Annotated in this window: 16 protein-coding genes; 12 read left to right on the top strand and 4 right to left on the bottom strand. The window is 43.4% G+C overall.

The window, feature by feature from the left end:
* Positions 1-32: 32 nt before the first annotated feature.
* The 3 genes from F0249_RS07005 to hldE all read left to right on the top strand — a co-directional run bounded on the left by F0249_RS07005 (position 33) and on the right by hldE (position 5902).
* The gene (locus tag F0249_RS07005) at positions 33-1289 is read left to right on the top strand and encodes a methyl-accepting chemotaxis protein (protein ID WP_171756219.1); all 1257 of its coding nucleotides are present in this window, start codon (positions 33-35) and stop codon (positions 1287-1289) included.
* 222 nt (positions 1290-1511) lie between these two features.
* Entirely contained in the window at positions 1512-4358 is a 2847-nt protein-coding gene (glnE, locus tag F0249_RS07000) for a bifunctional [glutamate--ammonia ligase]-adenylyl-L-tyrosine phosphorylase/[glutamate--ammonia-ligase] adenylyltransferase (protein WP_171756218.1), read from the top strand.
* A gap of 113 nt (positions 4359-4471) precedes the next feature.
* A complete protein-coding gene (hldE, locus tag F0249_RS06995; protein ID WP_017051104.1) occupies positions 4472-5902 on the top strand; it encodes a bifunctional D-glycero-beta-D-manno-heptose-7-phosphate kinase/D-glycero-beta-D-manno-heptose 1-phosphate adenylyltransferase HldE in 1431 nt (476 codons plus the stop codon).
* A gap of 169 nt (positions 5903-6071) precedes the next feature.
* Here hldE and tolC read toward each other — a convergent pair whose 3' ends face one another.
* Positions 6072-7382: an outer membrane channel protein TolC gene (gene tolC, locus F0249_RS06990; RefSeq protein WP_171756217.1), complete on the bottom strand. Its 1311-nt coding sequence runs from the start codon at positions 7380-7382 to the stop codon at positions 6072-6074.
* A 227-nt stretch (positions 7383-7609) separates the two neighbouring features.
* Between tolC and nudF the strand changes: the two genes are divergently transcribed.
* The 6 genes from nudF to parC all read left to right on the top strand — a co-directional run bounded on the left by nudF (position 7610) and on the right by parC (position 14513).
* Positions 7610-8242: an ADP-ribose diphosphatase gene (nudF, locus tag F0249_RS06985; RefSeq protein WP_136994174.1), complete on the top strand. Its 633-nt coding sequence runs from the start codon at positions 7610-7612 to the stop codon at positions 8240-8242.
* A complete protein-coding gene (locus tag F0249_RS06980) occupies positions 8243-8686 on the top strand; it encodes a DUF1249 family protein (protein WP_113799476.1) in 444 nt (147 codons plus the stop codon).
* 42 nt (positions 8687-8728) lie between these two features.
* Positions 8729-9553 (top strand): 3',5'-cyclic-AMP phosphodiesterase, encoded by an 825-nt coding sequence (cpdA, locus tag F0249_RS06975; protein WP_171756216.1) that lies wholly within the window; start codon positions 8729-8731, stop codon positions 9551-9553.
* Between the two features lie 2 nt (positions 9554-9555).
* Positions 9556-10143, top strand: a complete 588-nt coding sequence (yqiA, locus tag F0249_RS06970) for an esterase YqiA (protein ID WP_113799474.1) — start codon at positions 9556-9558, stop codon at positions 10141-10143.
* A 206-nt stretch (positions 10144-10349) separates the two neighbouring features.
* On the top strand, positions 10350-12230 hold the full coding sequence (parE, locus tag F0249_RS06965) for a DNA topoisomerase IV subunit B (RefSeq protein ID WP_017051098.1): 1881 nt from the start codon (positions 10350-10352) through the stop codon (positions 12228-12230).
* 3 nt (positions 12231-12233) lie between these two features.
* Positions 12234-14513, top strand: coding sequence for a DNA topoisomerase IV subunit A (gene parC, locus F0249_RS06960; protein ID WP_171756215.1), 2280 nt, complete (start codon positions 12234-12236; stop codon positions 14511-14513).
* A gap of 104 nt (positions 14514-14617) precedes the next feature.
* On the opposite strand, the gene degS is transcribed toward parC, so the two are convergent.
* The 3 genes from degS to zapG form a co-directional block, all read right to left on the bottom strand.
* A complete protein-coding gene (gene degS / locus F0249_RS06955) occupies positions 14618-15682 on the bottom strand; it encodes an outer membrane-stress sensor serine endopeptidase DegS (protein ID WP_017051096.1) in 1065 nt (354 codons plus the stop codon).
* A 236-nt stretch (positions 15683-15918) separates the two neighbouring features.
* Positions 15919-17286 (bottom strand): DegQ family serine endoprotease, encoded by a 1368-nt coding sequence (locus F0249_RS06950; protein WP_171756260.1) that lies wholly within the window; start codon positions 17284-17286, stop codon positions 15919-15921.
* An 89-nt stretch (positions 17287-17375) separates the two neighbouring features.
* The gene (gene zapG / locus F0249_RS06945) at positions 17376-17810 is read right to left on the bottom strand and encodes a Z-ring associated protein ZapG (RefSeq protein ID WP_113799470.1); all 435 of its coding nucleotides are present in this window, start codon (positions 17808-17810) and stop codon (positions 17376-17378) included.
* Positions 17811-17963: 153 nt separating this feature from the next.
* Here zapG and zapE point away from each other — a divergent pair, with 153 nt between their 5' ends.
* The 3 genes from zapE (at position 17964) to rpsI (ending at position 20165) form a co-directional block, all read left to right on the top strand.
* Positions 17964-19067 (top strand): cell division protein ZapE, encoded by a 1104-nt coding sequence (gene zapE, locus F0249_RS06940; protein ID WP_171756214.1) that lies wholly within the window; start codon positions 17964-17966, stop codon positions 19065-19067.
* A gap of 261 nt (positions 19068-19328) precedes the next feature.
* Positions 19329-19757 (top strand): 50S ribosomal protein L13, encoded by a 429-nt coding sequence (gene rplM, locus F0249_RS06935; protein WP_017051092.1) that lies wholly within the window; start codon positions 19329-19331, stop codon positions 19755-19757.
* Between the two features lie 15 nt (positions 19758-19772).
* The gene (gene rpsI, locus F0249_RS06930) at positions 19773-20165 is read left to right on the top strand and encodes a 30S ribosomal protein S9 (RefSeq protein ID WP_004740758.1); all 393 of its coding nucleotides are present in this window, start codon (positions 19773-19775) and stop codon (positions 20163-20165) included.
* The last annotated feature ends 262 nt before the right edge of the window (positions 20166-20427 follow it).

Here is a 20427-nt window from a genome sequence, read left to right as displayed (position 1 = left end):
CACATAACATTAAACTTAGCGGAGAACTGATAATGGAAAAACCGACATTCAAGCCTTGGGAAAGGTTAATTTCAGATGTTCGCTTAGTTCCTAAAATGATGATGCTAATGGTATTTAGTACTATTTTAATCATCACCAAACAGTTATGGGATGCTTCTAGTTTCTATAATGCTCTTATTGCGGCGACCAACGACATTCAAGTTGCCCAGAAACATTATGATGCCTACTTAATTGAGGTAGTGTGGCAGACAGGGATCATGATTGCTGTTTTTGTGGCTCTGCTTATGGCGGCTGCACGAGTCATGTTACGCCAAACTGAATATTTAAGCGAATCGATTAAACTGATGGCAAGTAAAGACCTGTCGGTGCCTATCGTCATGGATTGTAAAGATGAATATGGTGATGTTGCGCGAGAATTAGAGAAAACTCGTAGGCAGCTTCATGATGTGATTAAAACTCAAATCAATGCTTCAGATGAACTATTCACTTTGACCGAAGTGATGACAATTAGTATGTCTGAAACGAAAGAGTCCTCACAAGAAGAGTTTGCTGAAATTGATTTACTGGCAACCGCAATGAGTGAAATGACATCAACGGTACAAACCGTAGCAGACCACGCTCAAAACGCATCAGCATTAACGGAAGAGACGTCTGGCCAGGCTCAAACCGGGCGAGATTTTGTTCGAGATACCGTGGCTAAAATGAGTGAACTCTCTTCAGATATTGCTGCGTCTGCGGGAGCCGTTAATCAGGTAGAAGAACGAGTTGGTTCGATTGGTAGCGTAGTAGGAACCATTCAAGGCATTTCAGAGCAAACCAACCTATTGGCACTGAACGCAGCAATTGAAGCGGCGCGAGCGGGTGAAGCTGGGCGCGGATTCGCCGTTGTTGCTGATGAAGTTCGTAACCTTGCACAACGCACTCAACAAGCAACGGTTGAAATTCAAGAGATGATTTCACAACTACAAAGCAGTGCTAACTCTGCCGTTGAATTGATGGAGAAAAGTGTTGTTGAAGCGGCGGATGGCGTTGAACTGGTTGCCAATGCGGGTTCTGAGCTTGACGGCATTGTTGAGCAGGTGAATCAGATTAACGACATGAACTTCCAAATCGCAACCGCTGCGGGTCAACAAAGTAGCGTTGCGGATGAGATGAATCAGAACTTAACGAATGTGAGAGAGCTTGTTGAAGCTTCCGTTGTGGTGGTGAGTGAATTGCTAGAGACCTCTGAAATGATGGAGAGCAATGCTCAAGATTTAGATTCGAAGATTAAGTCATTTAAAGTGTAAATGAATCGCTCGTCATTAGACGAAATCAAACGCCTATTTACCTGTCTTAACAAAACAGAGTATGTAGGCGTTTTTTATTGCGTTAAGTTTGATATAAATAGAGAACAGTTCTCGAATTGAATGAGTGCCGAGTGGATTTATACCAATGAAACTCAGCTTAAAACGGACTTTACTCGTTCGCTATATGCCGCCAAATACCATTAAATATCGCAAGGAAGATCTATGCTACTGCCTGATAGCCTTACCTCTGATTCATTATCAGCCTATTCACAATTATTAGAACAGCAAGCGGATGGATTAAGCCATTGGAGTGATGAGTCTATTGAGTCATTGAAATATGTCTTAGGCTTGAGTCAATTTGTAGCGGAAAACTTTCAACGGGATACTCAACTTTGTACTGATTTTCCTAGCATGTTGCAGTGTTCATCTCGTTCTGATTCTTATCGTCAGCGTCTCGCTGAAATGTTAGCGACATGCGATAGCGAAATGAGTGGTCATCGAATCCTACGTCAATTCCGCAATCGTGAAATGACCTATATCGCTTGGCGAGATTTTACCTCTTCTTGGCGTTTGGAAGAGAGTTTAGCCCACCTGTCAGAACTTGCCGAAGCGATGATCTTTGAAACCTACCAATGGCAATACGATCTCTGTTGTCAGGAGTGGGGCACGCCATGCGATGAGTCTGGGGCTGCACAGCCGATGTTGATCATTGGAATGGGTAAACTCGGTGGGGGAGAACTGAACTTTTCATCAGATATCGATCTCATCTTTACCTATCCTGAAAACGGTGAAACCCAAGGAGCTAGGCGCAGTATCGCGAATGCGCAGTTCTTTACTCGTCTTGGGCAAAGGATCATTAAGGCGCTTGATCAACAAACTTTCGATGGTTTCTGTTATCGCGTCGATATGCGGCTACGTCCGTTTGGAGAGAGTGGCCCATTAGTGATGAGTTACGCCGCATTGGAAGATTACTATCAAGAGCAAGGGCGAGACTGGGAACGCTATGCCATGATCAAAGCGAGAGTCATGGGGAGTGAAATGTATCCACAATACCAAGAGCTTCGCCAAATGCTCCGCCCATTTGTGTTCCGTCGTTACATTGATTTCAGTGCCATTCAATCATTGCGCCGAATGAAATCAATGATCAGCAGTGAAGTTCGACGCCGAGGATTGAGCAATAACATTAAATTAGGCGCGGGTGGCATTCGTGAAATTGAGTTTATCGCTCAGGTTTTCCAACTGGTTAGAGGTGGCCGAGAGCCGAGCTTACGAGGTCGCGGTTTACTTGAAACATTGACAGCCGTTCAAGAGTTGGGGTTATTAGAAATTCGTGAAGTAGAAGACTTACGTAGTGCATACCTTTACTTAAGGCGTTTAGAGAACCTACTGCAAGCAATGGCAGACAAGCAGACTCAAACGCTACCTGAAAAAGAGAGCGATCAGTTAAAATTGGCGGTTGCTATGCAGCATGCTGGTTGGGACGAATTGATGGAGCAAACTCAGCAACATATGCAAAGTGTTCATGCGGTATTCGAGAACTTGATTGGGGGGGAAGAGGAAGAAACCCTCAGCGTCGACAAGCATTTTCATGAGCTATGGGATATGGCACATAAGCCGGATGTGATTGAACATATCTTAGTGAATGATGTTGCGGTGGCTGAACCATCTGAAATGGCATCGACTATCATTCAATTTAAAGCGGACTTAGCGAAAAAAACGCTCGGCCCGCGTGGACGAGAAGTGCTCAACCGCTTGATGCCGAAAATATTTCAAGCGATTTACCATCATAAAGATGCGCAGTTTGGCTTACCACGAGTGCTACACCTGCTGCACAAAATTGTCACTAGAACCACCTATTTAGAATTGTTGGATGAGCACCCTGCAGCACTGACTCAGTTAGTTCGCCTATGTACGGCGAGCCCTATGATTTCGGAGCAGTTAGGTCGCTATCCGATCTTATTGGATGAATTGATAGACCCACAACAGCTATATAACCCGATCCCTTTGTCTGCTTATAAGACAGAGCTGCGGGACTTTCTTGCCAGAATTCCAGAAGATGATATGGAGCAACAGCTAGAGGGATTACGCCAATTTAAGCAGATTTGTATTTTACGGATTGCAGCGGCTGATATTACAGAAGTGCTGCCAGTCATGAAAGTGAGTGATCACTTAACTTATTTGGCTGAAGCGATTGTAGAAGCAGGAGTTAATCAAGCCTGGTTACAAGTGGTGGCTAAATTTGGTGAGCCGACCCACCTTAAAGATCGAGAAGGGAAGGGGTTTGGTGTTGTGGGGTATGGCAAGGTCGGAGGGTGGGAACTTGGTTATAACTCCGATCTCGATATGGTGTTCATGCATGATTGCCCTGTAAATGTGTATACCGATGGTAAAAAAGAGATTGATGGTCGTCAGTTCTACTTGCGGTTAGCGCAGCGAATCATTCATATTTTCTCAATTAGAACGGCATCGGGGATCCTCTATGAAGTGGACATGCGATTGAGACCGTCGGGCGCATCAGGGCTATTAGTGTCACCGACCGATGCTTTTGAAGAGTACCAGTTAAAAGATGCGTGGACATGGGAGCATCAAGCATTAGTACGCGCACGTATGATTTATGGCGATGATGCCCTACAAGAAGCATTTGTTCGAACTCGACACAAAGTGCTTTGTCTTGAGCGTAATGAGGACGATTTGAAAAAATCAGTCTCCGAGATGCGAGTGAAAATGCGTGATCACTTAGGCGGAAAGAAATCGGGTCGATTTATGCTTAAACAAGATCCCGGAGGGATCACTGATGTCGAGTTTTTAGCGCAGTACTTGGTGCTACGCTTTAGCCACGAAAAGCCTAAGCTAACGCGCTGGTGCGATAATGTACGCGTGTTTGAATCTATGTTGCAGCAAGGCATTATGAGCGAAGAGCAGGCTCAAACGCTAACACACGCCTACACGAGGATCCGTAATGAGGTGCATCACCGTAATCTGTTAAACCTTGATGCGGATGTTGACGAGGGTAAATTTGCAGCGGACAGGGCACAAGTTGTCAAATTATGGGATCTGTGGCTTGACTAAGGTGGTGGCTGAATCATATTTTTGTAGACGACTGTTGTAGAAGCGTTTTGGTAGTTTAGTCGCCATAAGTGCTGTGCTAAACTCCGCTTAGATAAGAATTTTGGAGATCCATAATGAAACCTATTCTACCTGACTACAGCCAATCTGGCGTGTTGATCATTGGTGATGTGATGCTTGACCGCTACTGGTATGGGCCAACGGGGCGAATCTCACCAGAAGCGCCAGTTCCAGTAGTAAAAGTAGAAAAGAATGAAGAGCGCCCAGGTGGAGCGGCTAACGTTGCAATGAATATTGCGTCACTTGGCGGTCATGCTCATATTATTGGTTTAACAGGTAAAGATGAACCTGCTCAAGTGCTTACTGATACCTTAAATTCGTTGAAAGTGAAATGTGATTTCGTTGAATTAGCGGATTATCCGACAATTACAAAACTGCGTGTCATGAGCCGTGGCCAGCAGCTTATTCGTTTAGATTTTGAAGAAAAATTTGAAAATACGGATCCTGAACCTGTGCTCTTACGCATGGAGAAAGTGCTACCAACAGTAAAAACCGTTATTTTATCGGATTATGCGAAGGGCGCTTTAGAGCACGTACAGCAATTTATTCAAAAGGCACGCGCAGCCAATGTGTCAGTTTTTATTGATCCAAAAGGGGCGGATTTTGAACGCTACCGTGGAGCAACATTGTTAACCCCTAATATGGCTGAATTTGAACTGGTTGCAGGCAAAGTCAAATCAGAAGAAGACCTGATTGAGAAAGGTTTATCATTGATCGAAGAGTTCGACTTTGAAGCATTACTTGTGACTCGTAGTGAGCACGGAATGACACTACTACGTAAAGGCCAAGAGCCGCTTCAATTGCCAACGCTTGCAAAAGAAGTGTATGACGTGACAGGGGCCGGCGATACGGTAATTTCTGTACTTGCAGCATCTGTGGCTGCAGGAAAACCACTTGATGAAGCTTGTGCATTAGCCAATGCTGCCGCTGGTGTGGTCGTGGGTAAACTGGGTACATCAACGCTATCTATTATTGAGTTAGCGGAAGCTATTCATGGTAGCCAAGATACAGACTATGGTGTGATCACTGAATCTGCACTTGTCGAAGCGGTAAAACGCGCGCGTGCAAAAGGTGAGAAGGTTGTCATGACGAATGGCTGCTTTGATATTCTTCATGCAGGACATGTTTCTTACATGAATCATGCCGCAGAGCTTGGTGATCGTTTGATCGTTGCCGTGAATACTGATGAATCCGTGAAACGCTTAAAAGGCCCAAGTCGCCCTATCAACCCAACGGATCGCCGCATGGCGGTTTTAGCTGGGTTAGGTGCCGTTGATTGGGTGGTTCCATTCTCTGAAGATACCCCGCAACGTCTTATCTCTGAAGTGCTACCAAGTATTTTAGTGAAAGGTGGTGACTACAAACCAGAAGATATTGCTGGTGGTGAAGAGGTGATTGCCGCTGGTGGCGAAGTTAAAGTACTTAACTTTGAAGACGGCTGTTCCACCACTGAAATTATCAATGCGATTCAAGGCGGAAAAGCTTAACTCCTTTAGGCTCAAGCACTGTTTGAACAAAAGCCGATAGCGATGAATAGCTATCGGCTTTTTAGCAATTGTCATTGTGATTTTTTGGCAATTACTTTTTTAAATATAGGCTTTCTAACAATAAAAAAGCCGACATTATTATGTCGGCTTCATTTTTTACACTCTATTTTTAGCCCTGTACTGTTTTCAGTCCAGCGTTCACATCGATAATATCTTGTTCACTCAATGTACCAACAGCTTGACGAAGTTGCAGAACACTGATGATGTAATCATAGCGAGCATTAGCGAGGTTACGGTTCGCATCATACAGACGGCGAGTCGAATCTAGTACATCAACAATCGTACGAGTACCTACATCGAAACCGGCTTCAGTTGCTTCTAAAGCGGATTGAGCTGAGACAACAGACTGTTCGTAGGCGCGTAAAGCACCAATAGAAGCGCTGATGTTATTGTTAAAGGCACGAACATCTTTAACAACGCTGCGGTAAGTCGCTTCTAAATCTTCACTTGCTGCAACGTAATTGTATTCAGCTTGTTTCGTTTTAGAAGTAATGTTGCCACCAGTGTAAAGAGGCACCACTAGGTTTAGACCAACATTAAAATCGTTGTAATCACCTTTAGACGTACTATTGCTATTGCTTTCATCACCGTAGTTATACCCACCATCCAAAGTCAGTGAAGGTAGGTGCCCAGAACTCTCTAAAGAGATGTTGTCTTTTGCGATGTCTTGAGAAATGCGAGATGCAAGTAAGCTAAGGTTTTTCTGTTGGGCTTCTTCAATAAGAGCGACGGCAGAAGCCTGAGTTTTGCTTGCTGAGAAAGTTTCGGTATCTAGAATGCTAAGGTTAGTATGCTCGTTACCTGTGATTTCACGCAGCGCTTCATAGCTATTTACTAAGCTATTTTCTGCTAATACTTCATTCGCTAGTACCGTATCGTATTGAGCTTGAGCATCATGTACATCGGTAATTGCAGATAGACCCACTTCGAAACGTTGGTTCGTTTGCTCAAGTTGACGAGCTACCGCTGCTTTTTCTGCACGAACGAATTCAAGTTTATCTTGTGCGCGAAGCACTTCGAAGTAGGCTTGAGCAACGCGTAAAATAAGACCTTGTTGAACGGCCGCGAAAGAAGAGTCCGCTTGTCGTGCAGTTTTTTCTGCCGTATCTAAGGTGATCCAGCTAGAGCGTTTGTATAGCTCTTGAGATACGCTCACACCAGCCGTCAATTTATCACTTTCACGTTGGTCAATGTCACTACGGTTGATGTTGTAACCCGCTGTAAGGTTGATTTGTGGCAGTAATGCACTTCTGCTCGATGTAATCGCTTCAAATGCTGCATCGCGTTGAGCCGCTGAACGTAGCAATTGAGGATCATTTTGCTTTGCTTGATCGTATATTTCAGTCAGGGTATCGGCCCATGCTGTGGTACTCAGGCTACCTATTGCAGCACTGATAAAAAGAGGAAGCAGTTTTTTCATTTTTCCATTCCGCCTAAATCGAAAGAGGGTACTTATCAAGAGTTTAACTTAAATTGGTGGTAATTCACTCGAAACTTTGCACTTTTTTACACTTAATTGTCCGACTGTGCAATATAAATATTGTTTTATGTAAATATAAATGCAATTTTTATAATAAAAGTTGAGCCATGCCTTGGCAGTTGTTGTCTACAATGAGTAGACTATAAGATTCACATGCGAGGTGACTAATGCAAGAGTCTGACAATCAACCACATGATTTTACTCCCCAGGATGTAAAAATTATTTCAAAAGAGCCTCTTTTTAGCGGTTTTTTTAAAATGGTGAAATACCGTTTTACTCACCGATTGTTTGAAGGTGGGTGGAGCGAACCTGTCGAACGGGAAATGTTTGAACGAGGTCATGCTGCGGCATTATTACCTTACGATCCTGTTCGTGATGAAGTGGTCATTATTGAACAGATTCGTGTCGGGGCATTGGAACATCCTAATCCATGGCAACTTGAAATCGTTGCTGGGATCATTGATACCGATGAAAGTGCAGAGGATGTCGTTCGTCGAGAGGCAATGGAAGAGGCTGGGATTGAAGTTAATCGAGTCTCGCCAATTACCTCATTTTACCCATCATCAGGTGGCTGTTCAGAAAAATTAGACGTGTTCGTCGGTGAGGTGGATGCTTCTACCGCTCAAGGTGTGCATGGTTTAGAGTATGAAAATGAGGACATTCGGGTTCAAGTAATGAGTCGAAAACAGGCTTATCAGCTTGTTAAAAGTGGAAAAATCGAGAATGGTGCCTCAATTTTAGCGTTGCAATGGCTAGAGCTAAACCACTTAGAGTTAAAGTCACAATGGTTGAAAAGCTAGATGACACATGTAGCCATTGGTAAGCCGTACCATGTTGATCTTGCAGAACTTATGCGAGTGTATGAGACTAATTACGCAAAATTAAATGCTCTACTTCCATTTCAAGCAGAAGTGGGGGATGTTCGCTGCTATCAAGTGATTAATATGACCTACCAATTGAAGGTGCATGAGGTCACAAAATACACCACTTTAATCGACATATGTCAGAGTGATGAACAACCAGTATTTCCTTTGCCTAAAATGTCTGTCAGGCTATATCACGATGCTCGAGTAGCAGAAGTATGTGCGAGCGAACAGATATCACGCGTGAAAGCTCGTTATGATTACCCAAACAAAAAAATGATGCAGAAAGATGAAAAATCCCAGTTGAATAAATTTCTTGGTGATTGGCTCACTTTTTGTTTAAAAAATGGCATTAGCCGAACGCCAATGGCATTTGAATAACAATATTGAATTATTAAAGAGAAAGTATTTAGGTTTTCCATTTTGAAATTATCATCCAGTTCAGAATCTGCTTTAGGCAGCATTAAGCTTTTACAGATCACAGATACGCATCTGTTTGCTCCGGCAGATGGAAGTTTGCTGAGCGTGAATACTTTTGATAGCTTCCAAGCGGTAGTCCGTGACATTCAAGCAAAAGCATTTAAATTTGATGCAATTTTGGCGACAGGTGATATCTCACAAGACCACAGCCAAGAGTCTTATCAGAAGTTTGAATCCGGCATTGAGTGCTTACAGAAACCTTGTTTTTGGCTGCCAGGTAATCATGACTACAAGCCTAATATGAGTAGCGTACTACCTTCGCCTCAAATTCAGTGTGTTGAGCATGTTTTGCTAGGAGATAGATGGCAAATGATCATGCTTGATTCACAAGTTGTCGGTGTACCACACGGACGACTGAGCGATCAACAACTTGCCCTGCTTGATGAGCAATTAACACTTCATTCCGACCGCCATACATTGGTTTTACTGCATCATCATCCAATATTGGTGGGCAGTGAATGGCTTGATCAACACACCTTGAAAGACGCTGAACAGTTTTGGAATGTGGTTGACCAACACCAAAACGTACGTGGCGTATTATGCGGGCATGTGCATCAAGATATGAATCGTGATCATCATGGCGTCCAAGTGATGGCAACCCCTTCTACCTGTGTTCAATTTAAACCAAACTCAAATGATTTTGCTTTAGATTCCCAATCCCCAGGTTGGCGTGAGTTGGAGCTTCACCTCGACGGTAGCATCGAGACGCAAGTGAACCGCTTATCTGATGGTCGCTTTCTTCCAGATTTTAATTCAGATGGGTACTAAAAATGGCAGATAAACCATCGTTACTGCTTTACATTCACGGCTTCAATAGTTCACCTTTGTCTCATAAAGCGAATGTAATGCAGAGCTATTGTGAGCAGTTTCGTCCGGATATCAAAGTAGTCACTCCTCAATTACCATGTTTTCCAAAAGCAGCAAGCGAATGTTTGTTAGCCATTGTTGAGCAGTATAAAGATAGCCATCATATTGGTTTAGTCGGTAGCTCTCTTGGAGGGTATTTATCAACATGGTTAAACGATCATTATGGTTTTCGCGCGGTGCTGATTAACCCTGCTGTTAAGCCGTATGAGCTATTAGCGGACTTCTTAGGTGTTCAAATTAACCCCTATACGAACGAAACATACACACTTGAAAGTGTACATATTGACGAACTGAAAGCGCTTGAGGTAAAACCTCTCCGAAATGCTAAAGATTTTTGGTTATTGCAACAAACAGAAGATGAAGTGTTGGATTATCGACAAGCCGTAGAAAAGTACTCGGGTTCAAAACAAAATGTTGAACTTGGTGGGGATCATAGTTTCGTCGATTTTGAACGTTACCCTGAACTCATTATCTCCTTTCTTGAGCTTTAACCTCTTTCATTGAGGGAAGAGTCAAAATTTGACGCGCCACTTGATGATGTAACTTGACATCAAGTGACGGGTTCCAGACTATATTCCACCAATACTTTCGTGATTTTGATGAATCGACTTTAGTTTGTCTATTCTTGAGCTGAGCCATATTGCTCATCGCCATATCACGTTAAAGTACCCCAAATTATTTGAGTAAATTCCGTATTATGACAGAACAATATAATGCTGGAGCCATTGAGGTTCTTAATGGTTTAGAGCCAGTACGTCGCCGACCAGGGATGTATACGGATACAGCGCGCCCGAACCACTTGGGCCAAGAAGTTATCGATAACAGTGTCGATGAAGCGCTTGCCGGACATGCCTCAAAAGTACAAGTTATCCTGCACGCCGATCAATCTCTTGAAGTGATTGATGATGGCCGTGGTATGCCTGTTGATATCCACCCAGAAGAGAAAGTTTCTGGCGTAGAGCTGATCTTCTGCAAACTGCATGCAGGTGGTAAGTTCTCCAACAAAAATTACCAATTCTCAGGTGGTTTGCATGGGGTAGGCATCTCGGTAGTGAATGCACTATCGAAGCGAGTGGAAGTCAACGTTCGCCGTGATGGTCAAGTGTATGAAATGGCATTTGAGCATGGTAATAAGGTTGAAGAGCTGACGGTAACAGGCACTTGTGGTCGTCGTAATAAAGGCACCAGTGTTCATTTCTGGCCTGATACAAGCTACTTTGATTCGCCAAATTTCTCTGTTACTCGTTTGATTAATAATCTGCGAGCAAAAGCGGTACTTTGCCCTGGTTTAGAAATCACCTTCACCGATAAAGTTAACGGTAACGATCACCGTTGGTATTATGAAGATGGTCTAAAAGATTACCTAGCGGAAGGCGTAAAGGGGTACACCGTACTTCCTGAAGAACCGTTTACTGGCGAGTTTTCAGCTGAAACAGAAGCGGCGAATTGGGCGTTAATCTGGCAGCCTGAAGGTGGTGAGATGATCACCGAAAGCTACGTGAACCTGATCCCGACAGCGCAAGGTGGTACTCACGTTAACGGGTTACGCCAAGGTTTGCTTGATGCGATGCGTGAGTTTTGTGAATTCCGTAACCTGCTTCCTCGCGGTGTAAAACTCACTGGCGACGATGTCTTCGACCGTTGTTCTTATGTTCTGTCAATTAAGATGCAAGACCCTCAGTTTGCTGGCCAAACTAAAGAGCGCTTGTCATCACGTCAATGCGCGGCATTTGTCTCTGGCGTAGTAAAAGACTCATTTAGCTTATGGTTAAACGAAAAGCCGCAATTGGCCGAGCTATTAGCTGAAACTTGTATTGCCAATGCTCACCGCCGTATGCGTGCCAGCAAAAAAGTGGTTCGTAAGAAGATTGCTTCAGGCCCCGCATTACCAGGTAAATTAACCGATTGTTCGGTTCAAGATTTAAGTCGCACCGAAATTTTCTTCGTGGAAGGGGATTCGGCGGGCGGTTCTGCTAAACAAGCTCGTGATCGTGAATTCCAAGCGGTGATGCCACTGCGCGGTAAAATTTTGAATACGTGGGAAGTCTCGGCAGACCAAGTATTAGCGTCTCAAGAAGTGCACGATATTTCTGTCGCTCTAGGTATTGACCCTGATAACGACAACTTAGACAGTTTGCGTTACGGTAAAATTTGTATTCTTGCCGATGCGGACTCGGATGGACTGCACATCGCCACACTATTATGTGCGTTGTTTGTTCGTCACTTTAAAGCGTTAGTTCGAGAAGGGCACGTTTATGTTGCGATGCCTCCTTTATTTAGAATCGATTGCGGCAAGGAAGTTTTTTATGCCTTGGACGAATCTGAAAAAGATGGCGTACTTGAGCGTTTGAGTAAGAAAAAAGCCAAAATCAACGTACAACGATTCAAAGGTCTGGGTGAGATGAACCCATTACAACTGCGTGAAACGACAATGGATCCAAACACTCGTCGTCTTGTTCAGTTAACCATTGATGACGATGATGCGACCAATGAAATGATGGATATGCTGCTAGGTAAGAAACGTGCGGATGATCGCCGTACATGGTTGCAAAGTAACGGCGATATGGCTGAGGTATAATTGATGTCTACTGAAATAACGTTTGATGGCGTTGAACAAATGCCAATGCGCAAGTTCACCGAAGATGCCTATCTAAATTACTCGATGTACGTAATTATGGACCGTGCATTGCCTTATATTGGCGATGGTTTAAAACCGGTTCAACGACGTATCATCTATGCAATGTCGGAGCTTGGGCTTTCGGCTGCATCTAAATATAAGAAATCTGCACGTACCGTTGGTGACGTTCTGGGTAAGTACCATCCGCATGGTGATTCTGCTTGTTATGAAGCGATGGTGTTGATGGCTCAACCCTTCTCTTACCGCTACCCTCTGGTGGATGGTCAAGGTAACTGGGGTGCACCGGATGACCCGAAATCATTCGCGGCAATGCGTTATACCGAAGCTAAATTATCTAAATTCGCCGAAGTATTGCTTGGTGAATTAGGCCAAGGCACGGTGGAATGGCAACCTAACTTTGATGGCACAATGAAAGAGCCTCAAATGTTACCTGCTCGTCTGCCGCACATTTTGCTTAATGGCATTACTGGTATTGCTGTTGGTATGGCGACCGATATTCCGCCACACAATGTACGTGAAGTTGCTGATGCTGCGATTCATCTTTTGGATAACCCGAAAGCTGAGTTAAGTGATGTGATGGGCTTTGTTCAAGGGCCTGATTACCCGACAGAAGCGGAAATTATTTCACCAAAAAGCGATATCGAAAAGATATATCGTACAGGTCGTGGCAGCATCAAAATGCGTGCGGTTTGGCATAAAGAAGGCAATGACATTGTCGTTAGTGCTTTGCCACATCAAGTTTCGGGCGCAAAATTACTTGAGCAGATTGCTGCTCAGATGCGTGCGAAAAAGCTACCGATGGTGGATGATCTACGTGATGAGTCGGATCATGAGAATCCAACGCGTATCTTGATTGTTCCGAAATCCAATCGAATTGATTGTGATCTTCTGATGAATCACCTATTCGCATCAACGGATTTAGAGAAGAGCTTCCGTGTTAACTTGAATATGATTGGCCTAGATAGTCGACCTCAAGTGAAAGGGTTAGTCAAAATTCTATCGGAATGGATTGAATTCCGCCGTTCTACCGTTCGACGTCGTTTGCAATACCGTTTAGATAAAGTGTTAGCACGGTTACACATATTAGAAGGTTTACTGGCTGCTTATCTCAATATTGATGAAGTGATTGAAATCATCCGTACTGAAGATGAACCAAAACCAGTATTGATGAGCCGCTTTAATATTTCAGATATCCAGGCCGATGCAATTCTGGATATTAAACTGCGTAACTTAGCGAAACTTGAAGAGTTTAAGATTCGAGCAGAGCAAGATGAACTGGCCGCAGAGCGTGATAAGTTAGAGAAGTTACTAGGTTCTGAGCGTCGTTTAAATACGCTGATTAAAAAAGAGATCCAAGCGGACGCCGATAAATATGGCGACGATCGTCGTTCTCCTATTGTCGAGCGTGCGGAAGCGAAAGCGTTAACAGAGCGTGATTTGGTTCCAAGTGAAGCGATTACGGTCGTGCTTTCTGATAAAGGTTGGATTCGTCATGCGAAAGGTCATGACGTTGATGCTGAAGGCTTGAACTATAAATCAGGTGATAAATACCTTGCTTGTGCACGAGGCAAGAGTAACCAACCAGCCGTATTCTTAGGCAGTGATGGTCGTAGCTATTCCCTTGAATCTCACTCATTACCTTCGGCTCGTAGCCAAGGTGAGCCAATTACTGGGCGTTTGAATGTGAGCGCGGGTACATCAATACGCCAAGTTATCATGGGTGAAGATAGCCAGTTGTGGCTTGTCGGCTCTGATGCGGGTTATGGGTTTGTGTGTAAAGGCAGTGATTTACTGTCGAAAAACCGTAGTGGTAAAGCTCTGGTTAATCTGCCTCAAGCTTCTGAAGTGATGTTACCAAGTGCAATTGGCGATCTAGAGTCTGATGAGATTCTGGCGATCACCAATCAAGGTCGAATGCTATTGTTCCCAATAAAAGATTTACCTCAATTAAGTAAAGGTAAAGGGAATAAGATCATTAATATTCCAGCGGCAAAAGCGAAAGAGCGTGAAGAGTTTGTTTCACACTTAATGGCTCTGCCTCAAGGTGTGACGATTACCTTGTACGCAGGTAAACGCAAGTTAGGTTTGAAGCCTGCTGATCTAGATAACTTCCGTGGTGAGCGAGGACGTCGTGGGGGCTTATTACCACGAGGCTTACAGCGTGTTACTCGAATCGAAGTTGAGCTACCAAACGGCACAGAAAAGAAGGATGTTGAAGAGTAAGCGACGCCTGATATAGCGCTTACCTACAACAGATAATAAAAATCCCAGCTAAGGCTGGGATTTTTATATTTACTGAATATTCAGTGGAAAAGGTGGCGGTCGTTTTAACGCCTAGTATCTTCCGATATGGTCACTTTCAGGGTGATTTCCTCACCTTTTCTTAATACCAATACATCTACAGTCGTTCCTGGTCTAAGATCGGTCACGATATCCATGACACTCTGACGGCCGTTAATTTTGTGATTATCGATGCTCAATATGATGTCTTGCTTTTCAAATCCAGCATCTGCCGCTGGGCCATTTGGGTCCATGCCTAGAACCACAATACCACCGACATTATCATTACCAAGAAGGCGAGAGGTCACTGCGGTAATATCTTGTCCATCAATACCAATGTAGCCACGAATCACTCGTCCATCTGCAATGATTTTTTCCATGATTTTATTGGCTAACTTGAAGGGAATGGCAAATGAAATACCATATGTTTCTAACTCTGTTGCCTGCTGGAATGAGGCGGTATTAATCCCGACGAGTTCGCCTTGAGTGTTGACTAATGCGCCACCAGAATTACCTTCATTGATGGCTGCATCCGTTTGAATAAATGCTTGTCGTCCGTCAGCACTGATCGATGAGCGGCCAGTAGCCGAAATAATACCAAAAGTCGTCGTTTGACCTAAGTTATATGGGTTACCAATGGCAAGAACAATATCACCGACTTTGGCATTGTAGTTTGGATTTTGTGGAATGACGGGAAGATTGGTGCCTTCCACTCGTAAAATAGCAATGTCAGTTCGTCTGTCTTTACCGACTAATTGGGCAGCAGCGACTCGTCCGTCTTGCAGTGCGACAATGATTTGATCCGCTTTTGCGACTACATGATAGTTGGTAATAATGTAGCCTTTTTCACTGACTATTACTCCAGAACCTAAGCCCTGAGTTGATAATTTACTGCGGTCATTTTCCACATACTGGCGGCTGTATATATTGACAACGGCAGGGCTTGCCTTGCGAACCGCTTGGTTGAAAGAGACTTGCAAAGTGCTGATGTCCGTTGCTGGTAGCACAATATCTTTAGGCACAATGTTTGAGCGTAATGATGGCACTGCAGCTAAAATAATGGCCGCGGCAATTAGGCCAAGAGCTATTGAACGTAAGAAAAAATTCAGCATAGACTTCTCAAGAGGTTGAATGCTTTACATTAGAAAGCGGCAAAATATCACAATTTAAAACATAAAATGGATATATATGTTTGAGAAGCATAGCACTTTAGCCAATCCCAAGAAACCTCAAGATAGTGAGCAAGTAGGAAAGGTTTTGAGTGAGCAAATAGAAAACGGAAGTGACATTTAAATCACCTCCGTTTGACTACTTATTACAACAGTTGAAAGCTATTTGAGGACTTAAATCATCTAACGACTAAGTAGATTGTTCGATCTCCTCGCTGAATGTTTAAAGCTAATACACTCGGTTTCTGTTCCAAAATAGCTCTTAGTTGGGCTATGTTTTCGACTCGTTGGCGGTTAACACCAATAATGATGTCATCTTTTTGCAATTGGTAACCTGCTGCTGGTGACCCCTCTACTACTTGAGAGACAAGCACGCCGGATATTGCGCTGCCTTCATTGGTATTGGTTAGCTCTGCACCTTTGAGGCCTTGATGCAATGTTTCAGCCTGAGTTTTGTTATTCGCGGCTTCACCTAGAGTGACATCAAAGCTACGTTGCTCTCCGTCTCGAATAATACCGAGTGAAATAGTTTTTCCTGCGCCAAGGGTGGCTACTTTTGCTCGCAATTCGCTGAAAGTATCTATTTTTTTGTCGTTTACCGATACGATAATATCACCAGCAACGAGTCCAGCCTTATCTGCAGCACTATCAGGTAGCACTTGGCTGACAAAAGCACCTTTGCTCGATTCATAACCGAGAGCTTGTGCAAGCTCAGATGTGATTTCTCCCCCTTGAACACCCAGCATGCCACGTTTCACCTCGCCAAACTCTAGGATTTGGTCTGTGAGGTTTTTCATCATATTAGAAGGGATGGCAAATCCAATCCCAATATTGCCACCATTCGGGCCTAAGATGGCGGTGTTAATGCCGATGAGTTCACCATTAAGGTTAATTAACGCGCCTCCCGAGTTTCCGCTATTGATCGCCGCATCGGTCTGAATGAAGTTTTCGAAATTTTCTAGATTCAAGCCGCTACGACCCAACGCGGACACAATTCCGGATGTGACCGTTTGACCTAAGCCAAATGGGTTACCAATCGCGACAGTAAAGTCACCGACTCGAAGTTTGTCTGAGTCAGAGATTTTTATCTGAGTAAGGTTTTTTGCGCTCTCTAATTTGAGTAACGCAACGTCGGACATTTCATCGCCACCAATCAGTTCTGCATCGTATTCGCGGCCATCAAACAGCTTAACTCGAATTTTCTCAGCACCGTTGATGACGTGATAGTTGGTGACAATATGGCCTTGTTTCGCGTCAATAATGACACCAGAGCCTAACCCTCGAAAAGGGCGCTCTTTTAACTGCTCTGTTGGGAATTCAGGGCCGAAAAAGAATTTGAATTGTTCAGGAATACGCTGGCGTGAGACTTGTTTACCCTCCACAGCAATACTAACAACCGCAGGGGTAACAGATTCCAGCATAGGAGCAAGGCTAGGGGTTTGCACACCATCTACGACTAGAGGTAGGGCTGCGGTAACGGGCAAAGCCGTGATGATTGAACTGAGACTTAACGTCAGTGTTGATAATACAAGCAAAGGTTTTTTCATCATATAACTCCTCTTTATTCTCGTGAGAGTTATGACTTAAAAACCTTTGCAAAGTTCACCATTGCGATGAATTAATCAACGCTCAAATGTTACGAGGCTTTAGCAGTAACCGCTTCAGGTGCTTCAATAATCTCTTTTTCAGCATCTTTAAATAACCCTGTCGCCCCTTGAGCATAATCTTTTGGTTGCTGCTCTTGTGAGTTCTCTTTTTCATCAGAGTGCTGAGCGATGGTTTTTACAAAGGGGTTCTCTTGCTCAGGAGTATTGGGAAGTAACTCAGAAGATGTTTTCGCCATATGTTGATATAGCTTAGTGTAATCTTTTCCGAGTGTATCAAGCATCTCTGCTGATTGCGCAAAGTGATCAGCAAGTTCCTGACGTTGTTGTTCTAAAGCAAATTTTGCAGAATCGAGTTCTTTCTGCATCACTTTCTGCTTCTTATATTGAGGGGTAGTTAGTCGAGAAATCACAATTCCTAAAATTGCACCAACTAGCAAGCCAACAATGGCGTAAATCCAAGGCATAGTCGCTCCTTATTGTTGTTTTTTAACATGTATTTTACCGTTTGGTTACACATGTCCCGTTCACATGGTACTATGAGTGCTCAAGCCAATAAAGAAAAATACATGTACGCTGTGATAGCTGTTTGACCTCGACCTTATTCTGGTAGTGCTCCTATGACCCCAATACAAAAATATGAACAAGACATTCTGCAATTAGGTTTCCTGCGGGATCCTGCTCAAGAGAAAGCCGTTGAAAGCTTAGATGTGTTGTTTCATGACTTTCAGACGTATTTAAATACACCAGTGATCCAACCTAGTCGGTTTAAAAAATTACTGGGGAAATCGGCGACTGAGCCAATGCCTCCGCAAGGATTATATTTTTGGGGTGGCGTTGGGCGTGGTAAAACGTACTTAATGGATACTTTTTTTGATGCTCTGCCTACTGAGCGGAAAATGAGAGTGCACTTTCATCGATTTATGTATCGAGTTCATGATGAGTTAAAAGCATTAAATGAGGTAGAAAACCCTTTAGATAAGGTGGCTGATGCATTTAAAAAAGAGGCTGAAATCATCTGCTTTGATGAGTTCTTTGTGAAAGATATTACTGATGCAATGATTCTGGGCACTTTGTTAAAAGCACTGTTCGAGCGTAAAGTTATATTGGTCGCAACCTCTAACATCCCACCTGAAGATCTTTATCGTAATGGTTTACAGCGTGCTCGTTTCCTCCCTGCGATTGAGTTGATTCAAATGCACTGCCAGACATTAAATGTGGATAGTGGCGTTGATTACCGTTTAAGAACATTAGAACAAGCTGAAATATATCACTACCCTTTGGATGAACAGGCGAATAGTAATTTGTTCCATTACTATCAGCAATTTGTGGGAGAGGGTAAAGCGAAGTTACAGCAAGTTGAAATCAATCATAGAACCATTGATGTTATCGAAGCGAGCGATGGCGTATTGCATGCTACCTTTAAGCAATTATGCCAATCGGCGCGTAGCCAAAATGATTACATTGAGTTGTCGAAAATCTATCATACTGTGCTTCTTGCGGATGTTCTTCAGATGAGTACAACGATTGATGATGCAGCAAGGCGATTTATTGCGTTAGTGGATGAATTCTATGAACGTAACGTGAAACTCATTATTTCAGCCGAAGTGTCGATGGAAGCGCTTTATACCCATGGGATTTTGGAGTTTGAATTTAAACGTTGTCAGTCGCGATTAATCGAAATGCAGAGTCATGATTACTTAGCAAAAGAGCATTTAGCGTAAGATAAAGAGAAGAACTCGATCACGCTTACCTTATAAGAAGAAAATAATTCGTGATTATGTTCAAAAAGAGATGATTTTTTCTTCGCTCTTCTCTATAATCCTGCGACCTACCGTTACTGCGGGCCTCTAGTTATGAGTCAAATCTGACTAAGCCAAGAGTCTCCAACACTCGAAGGGGTGATGACTGGGTACTCTTAGACAGTGGGGACAAATTTATTTTGTTCCTTTAAGTGTAAATTTTTTTAATAGGTAATTATTAGCATGAAAACTTTCGTTGCTAAACCAGAAACTGTAAAACGCGACTGGTATGTAGTAGACGCTGAAGGTAAAACTCTTGGCCGTCTAGCAAGTGAAATTGCATCTCGCCTTCGTGGCAAACATAAAGCTGAATACACTCCTCACGTAGACACTGGTGATTACATCATCGTTGTTAACGCTGAGAAAGTTGCTGTAACTGGTAACAAAGCTAAAGGTAAAGTGTATTACCGTCACTCTGAGTTCCCTGGTGGTCTTAAATCTATCACTTTTGAAAAGCTGATCGATAAGAAACCAGAGATGGTTCTTGAACTTGCAGTTAAAGGTATGTTACCACGTGGCCCTCTAGGCCGTGCTATGTACCGTAAGCTTAAAGTTTACGCTGGTACTGAGCATAACCATACTGCTCAACAACCAACAGTATTAGACATCTAATCGGGGATCTTGAAAATGGCAGAGAATCAATACTACGGCACTGGTCGTCGCAAAAGCTCAGCAGCTCGTGTTTTCATCAAACCGGGCAGCGGTGAGATCGTAATCAACAAGCGTAGCCTTGATGTTTACTTCGGTCGTCCAACTTCTCGTATGGTTGTTAAACAACCTCTTGAGCTAGTTGAACTAACTGAAAAACTTGACCTTTACATCACTGTTTCTGGTGGTGGTATTTCTGGTCAAGCTGGCGCAATCCGCCACGGTATCACTCGCGCTCTTATGGAGTACGATGAAACTCTACGTCCTGCTCTACGTGCAGCTGGCTATGTTACGCGTGACGCTCGTTGCGTTGAACGTAAGAAAGTTGGTCTACGTAAAGCACGTCGTAAACCTCAATTCTCTAAGCGTTAATTTTTCTTTTACAGAAAAGTTCACGCTCCAGTTTTATTACTGGAATTGTGGTTCGAAGCTCGGCTATATGCCGAGCTTTTTGTCGTTTAAGCATCTGCTAAATCCTTTTCCCCGTTCAACTTCATTTCTTATTCTTAGAATTTTGCCTCTTTTGTGACCTCATAGGCGATTTACCTTACGATTGTTACAAAAAGGTAGCTTTATCTTGTCAAAAAGTAGGGTTTTATTTATCATTTCGCATTAATAAATAGAACTAAATTTA

The sequence above is a fragment of the Vibrio sp. 03-59-1 genome, assembly GCF_013114135.1.
GTDB classification, from domain to species: Bacteria; Pseudomonadota; Gammaproteobacteria; order Enterobacterales; family Vibrionaceae; genus Vibrio; species Vibrio cortegadensis.
Note: the sequence above shows the minus strand (reverse complement) of the source record. Positions and strands in the feature narration are given on the sequence as shown.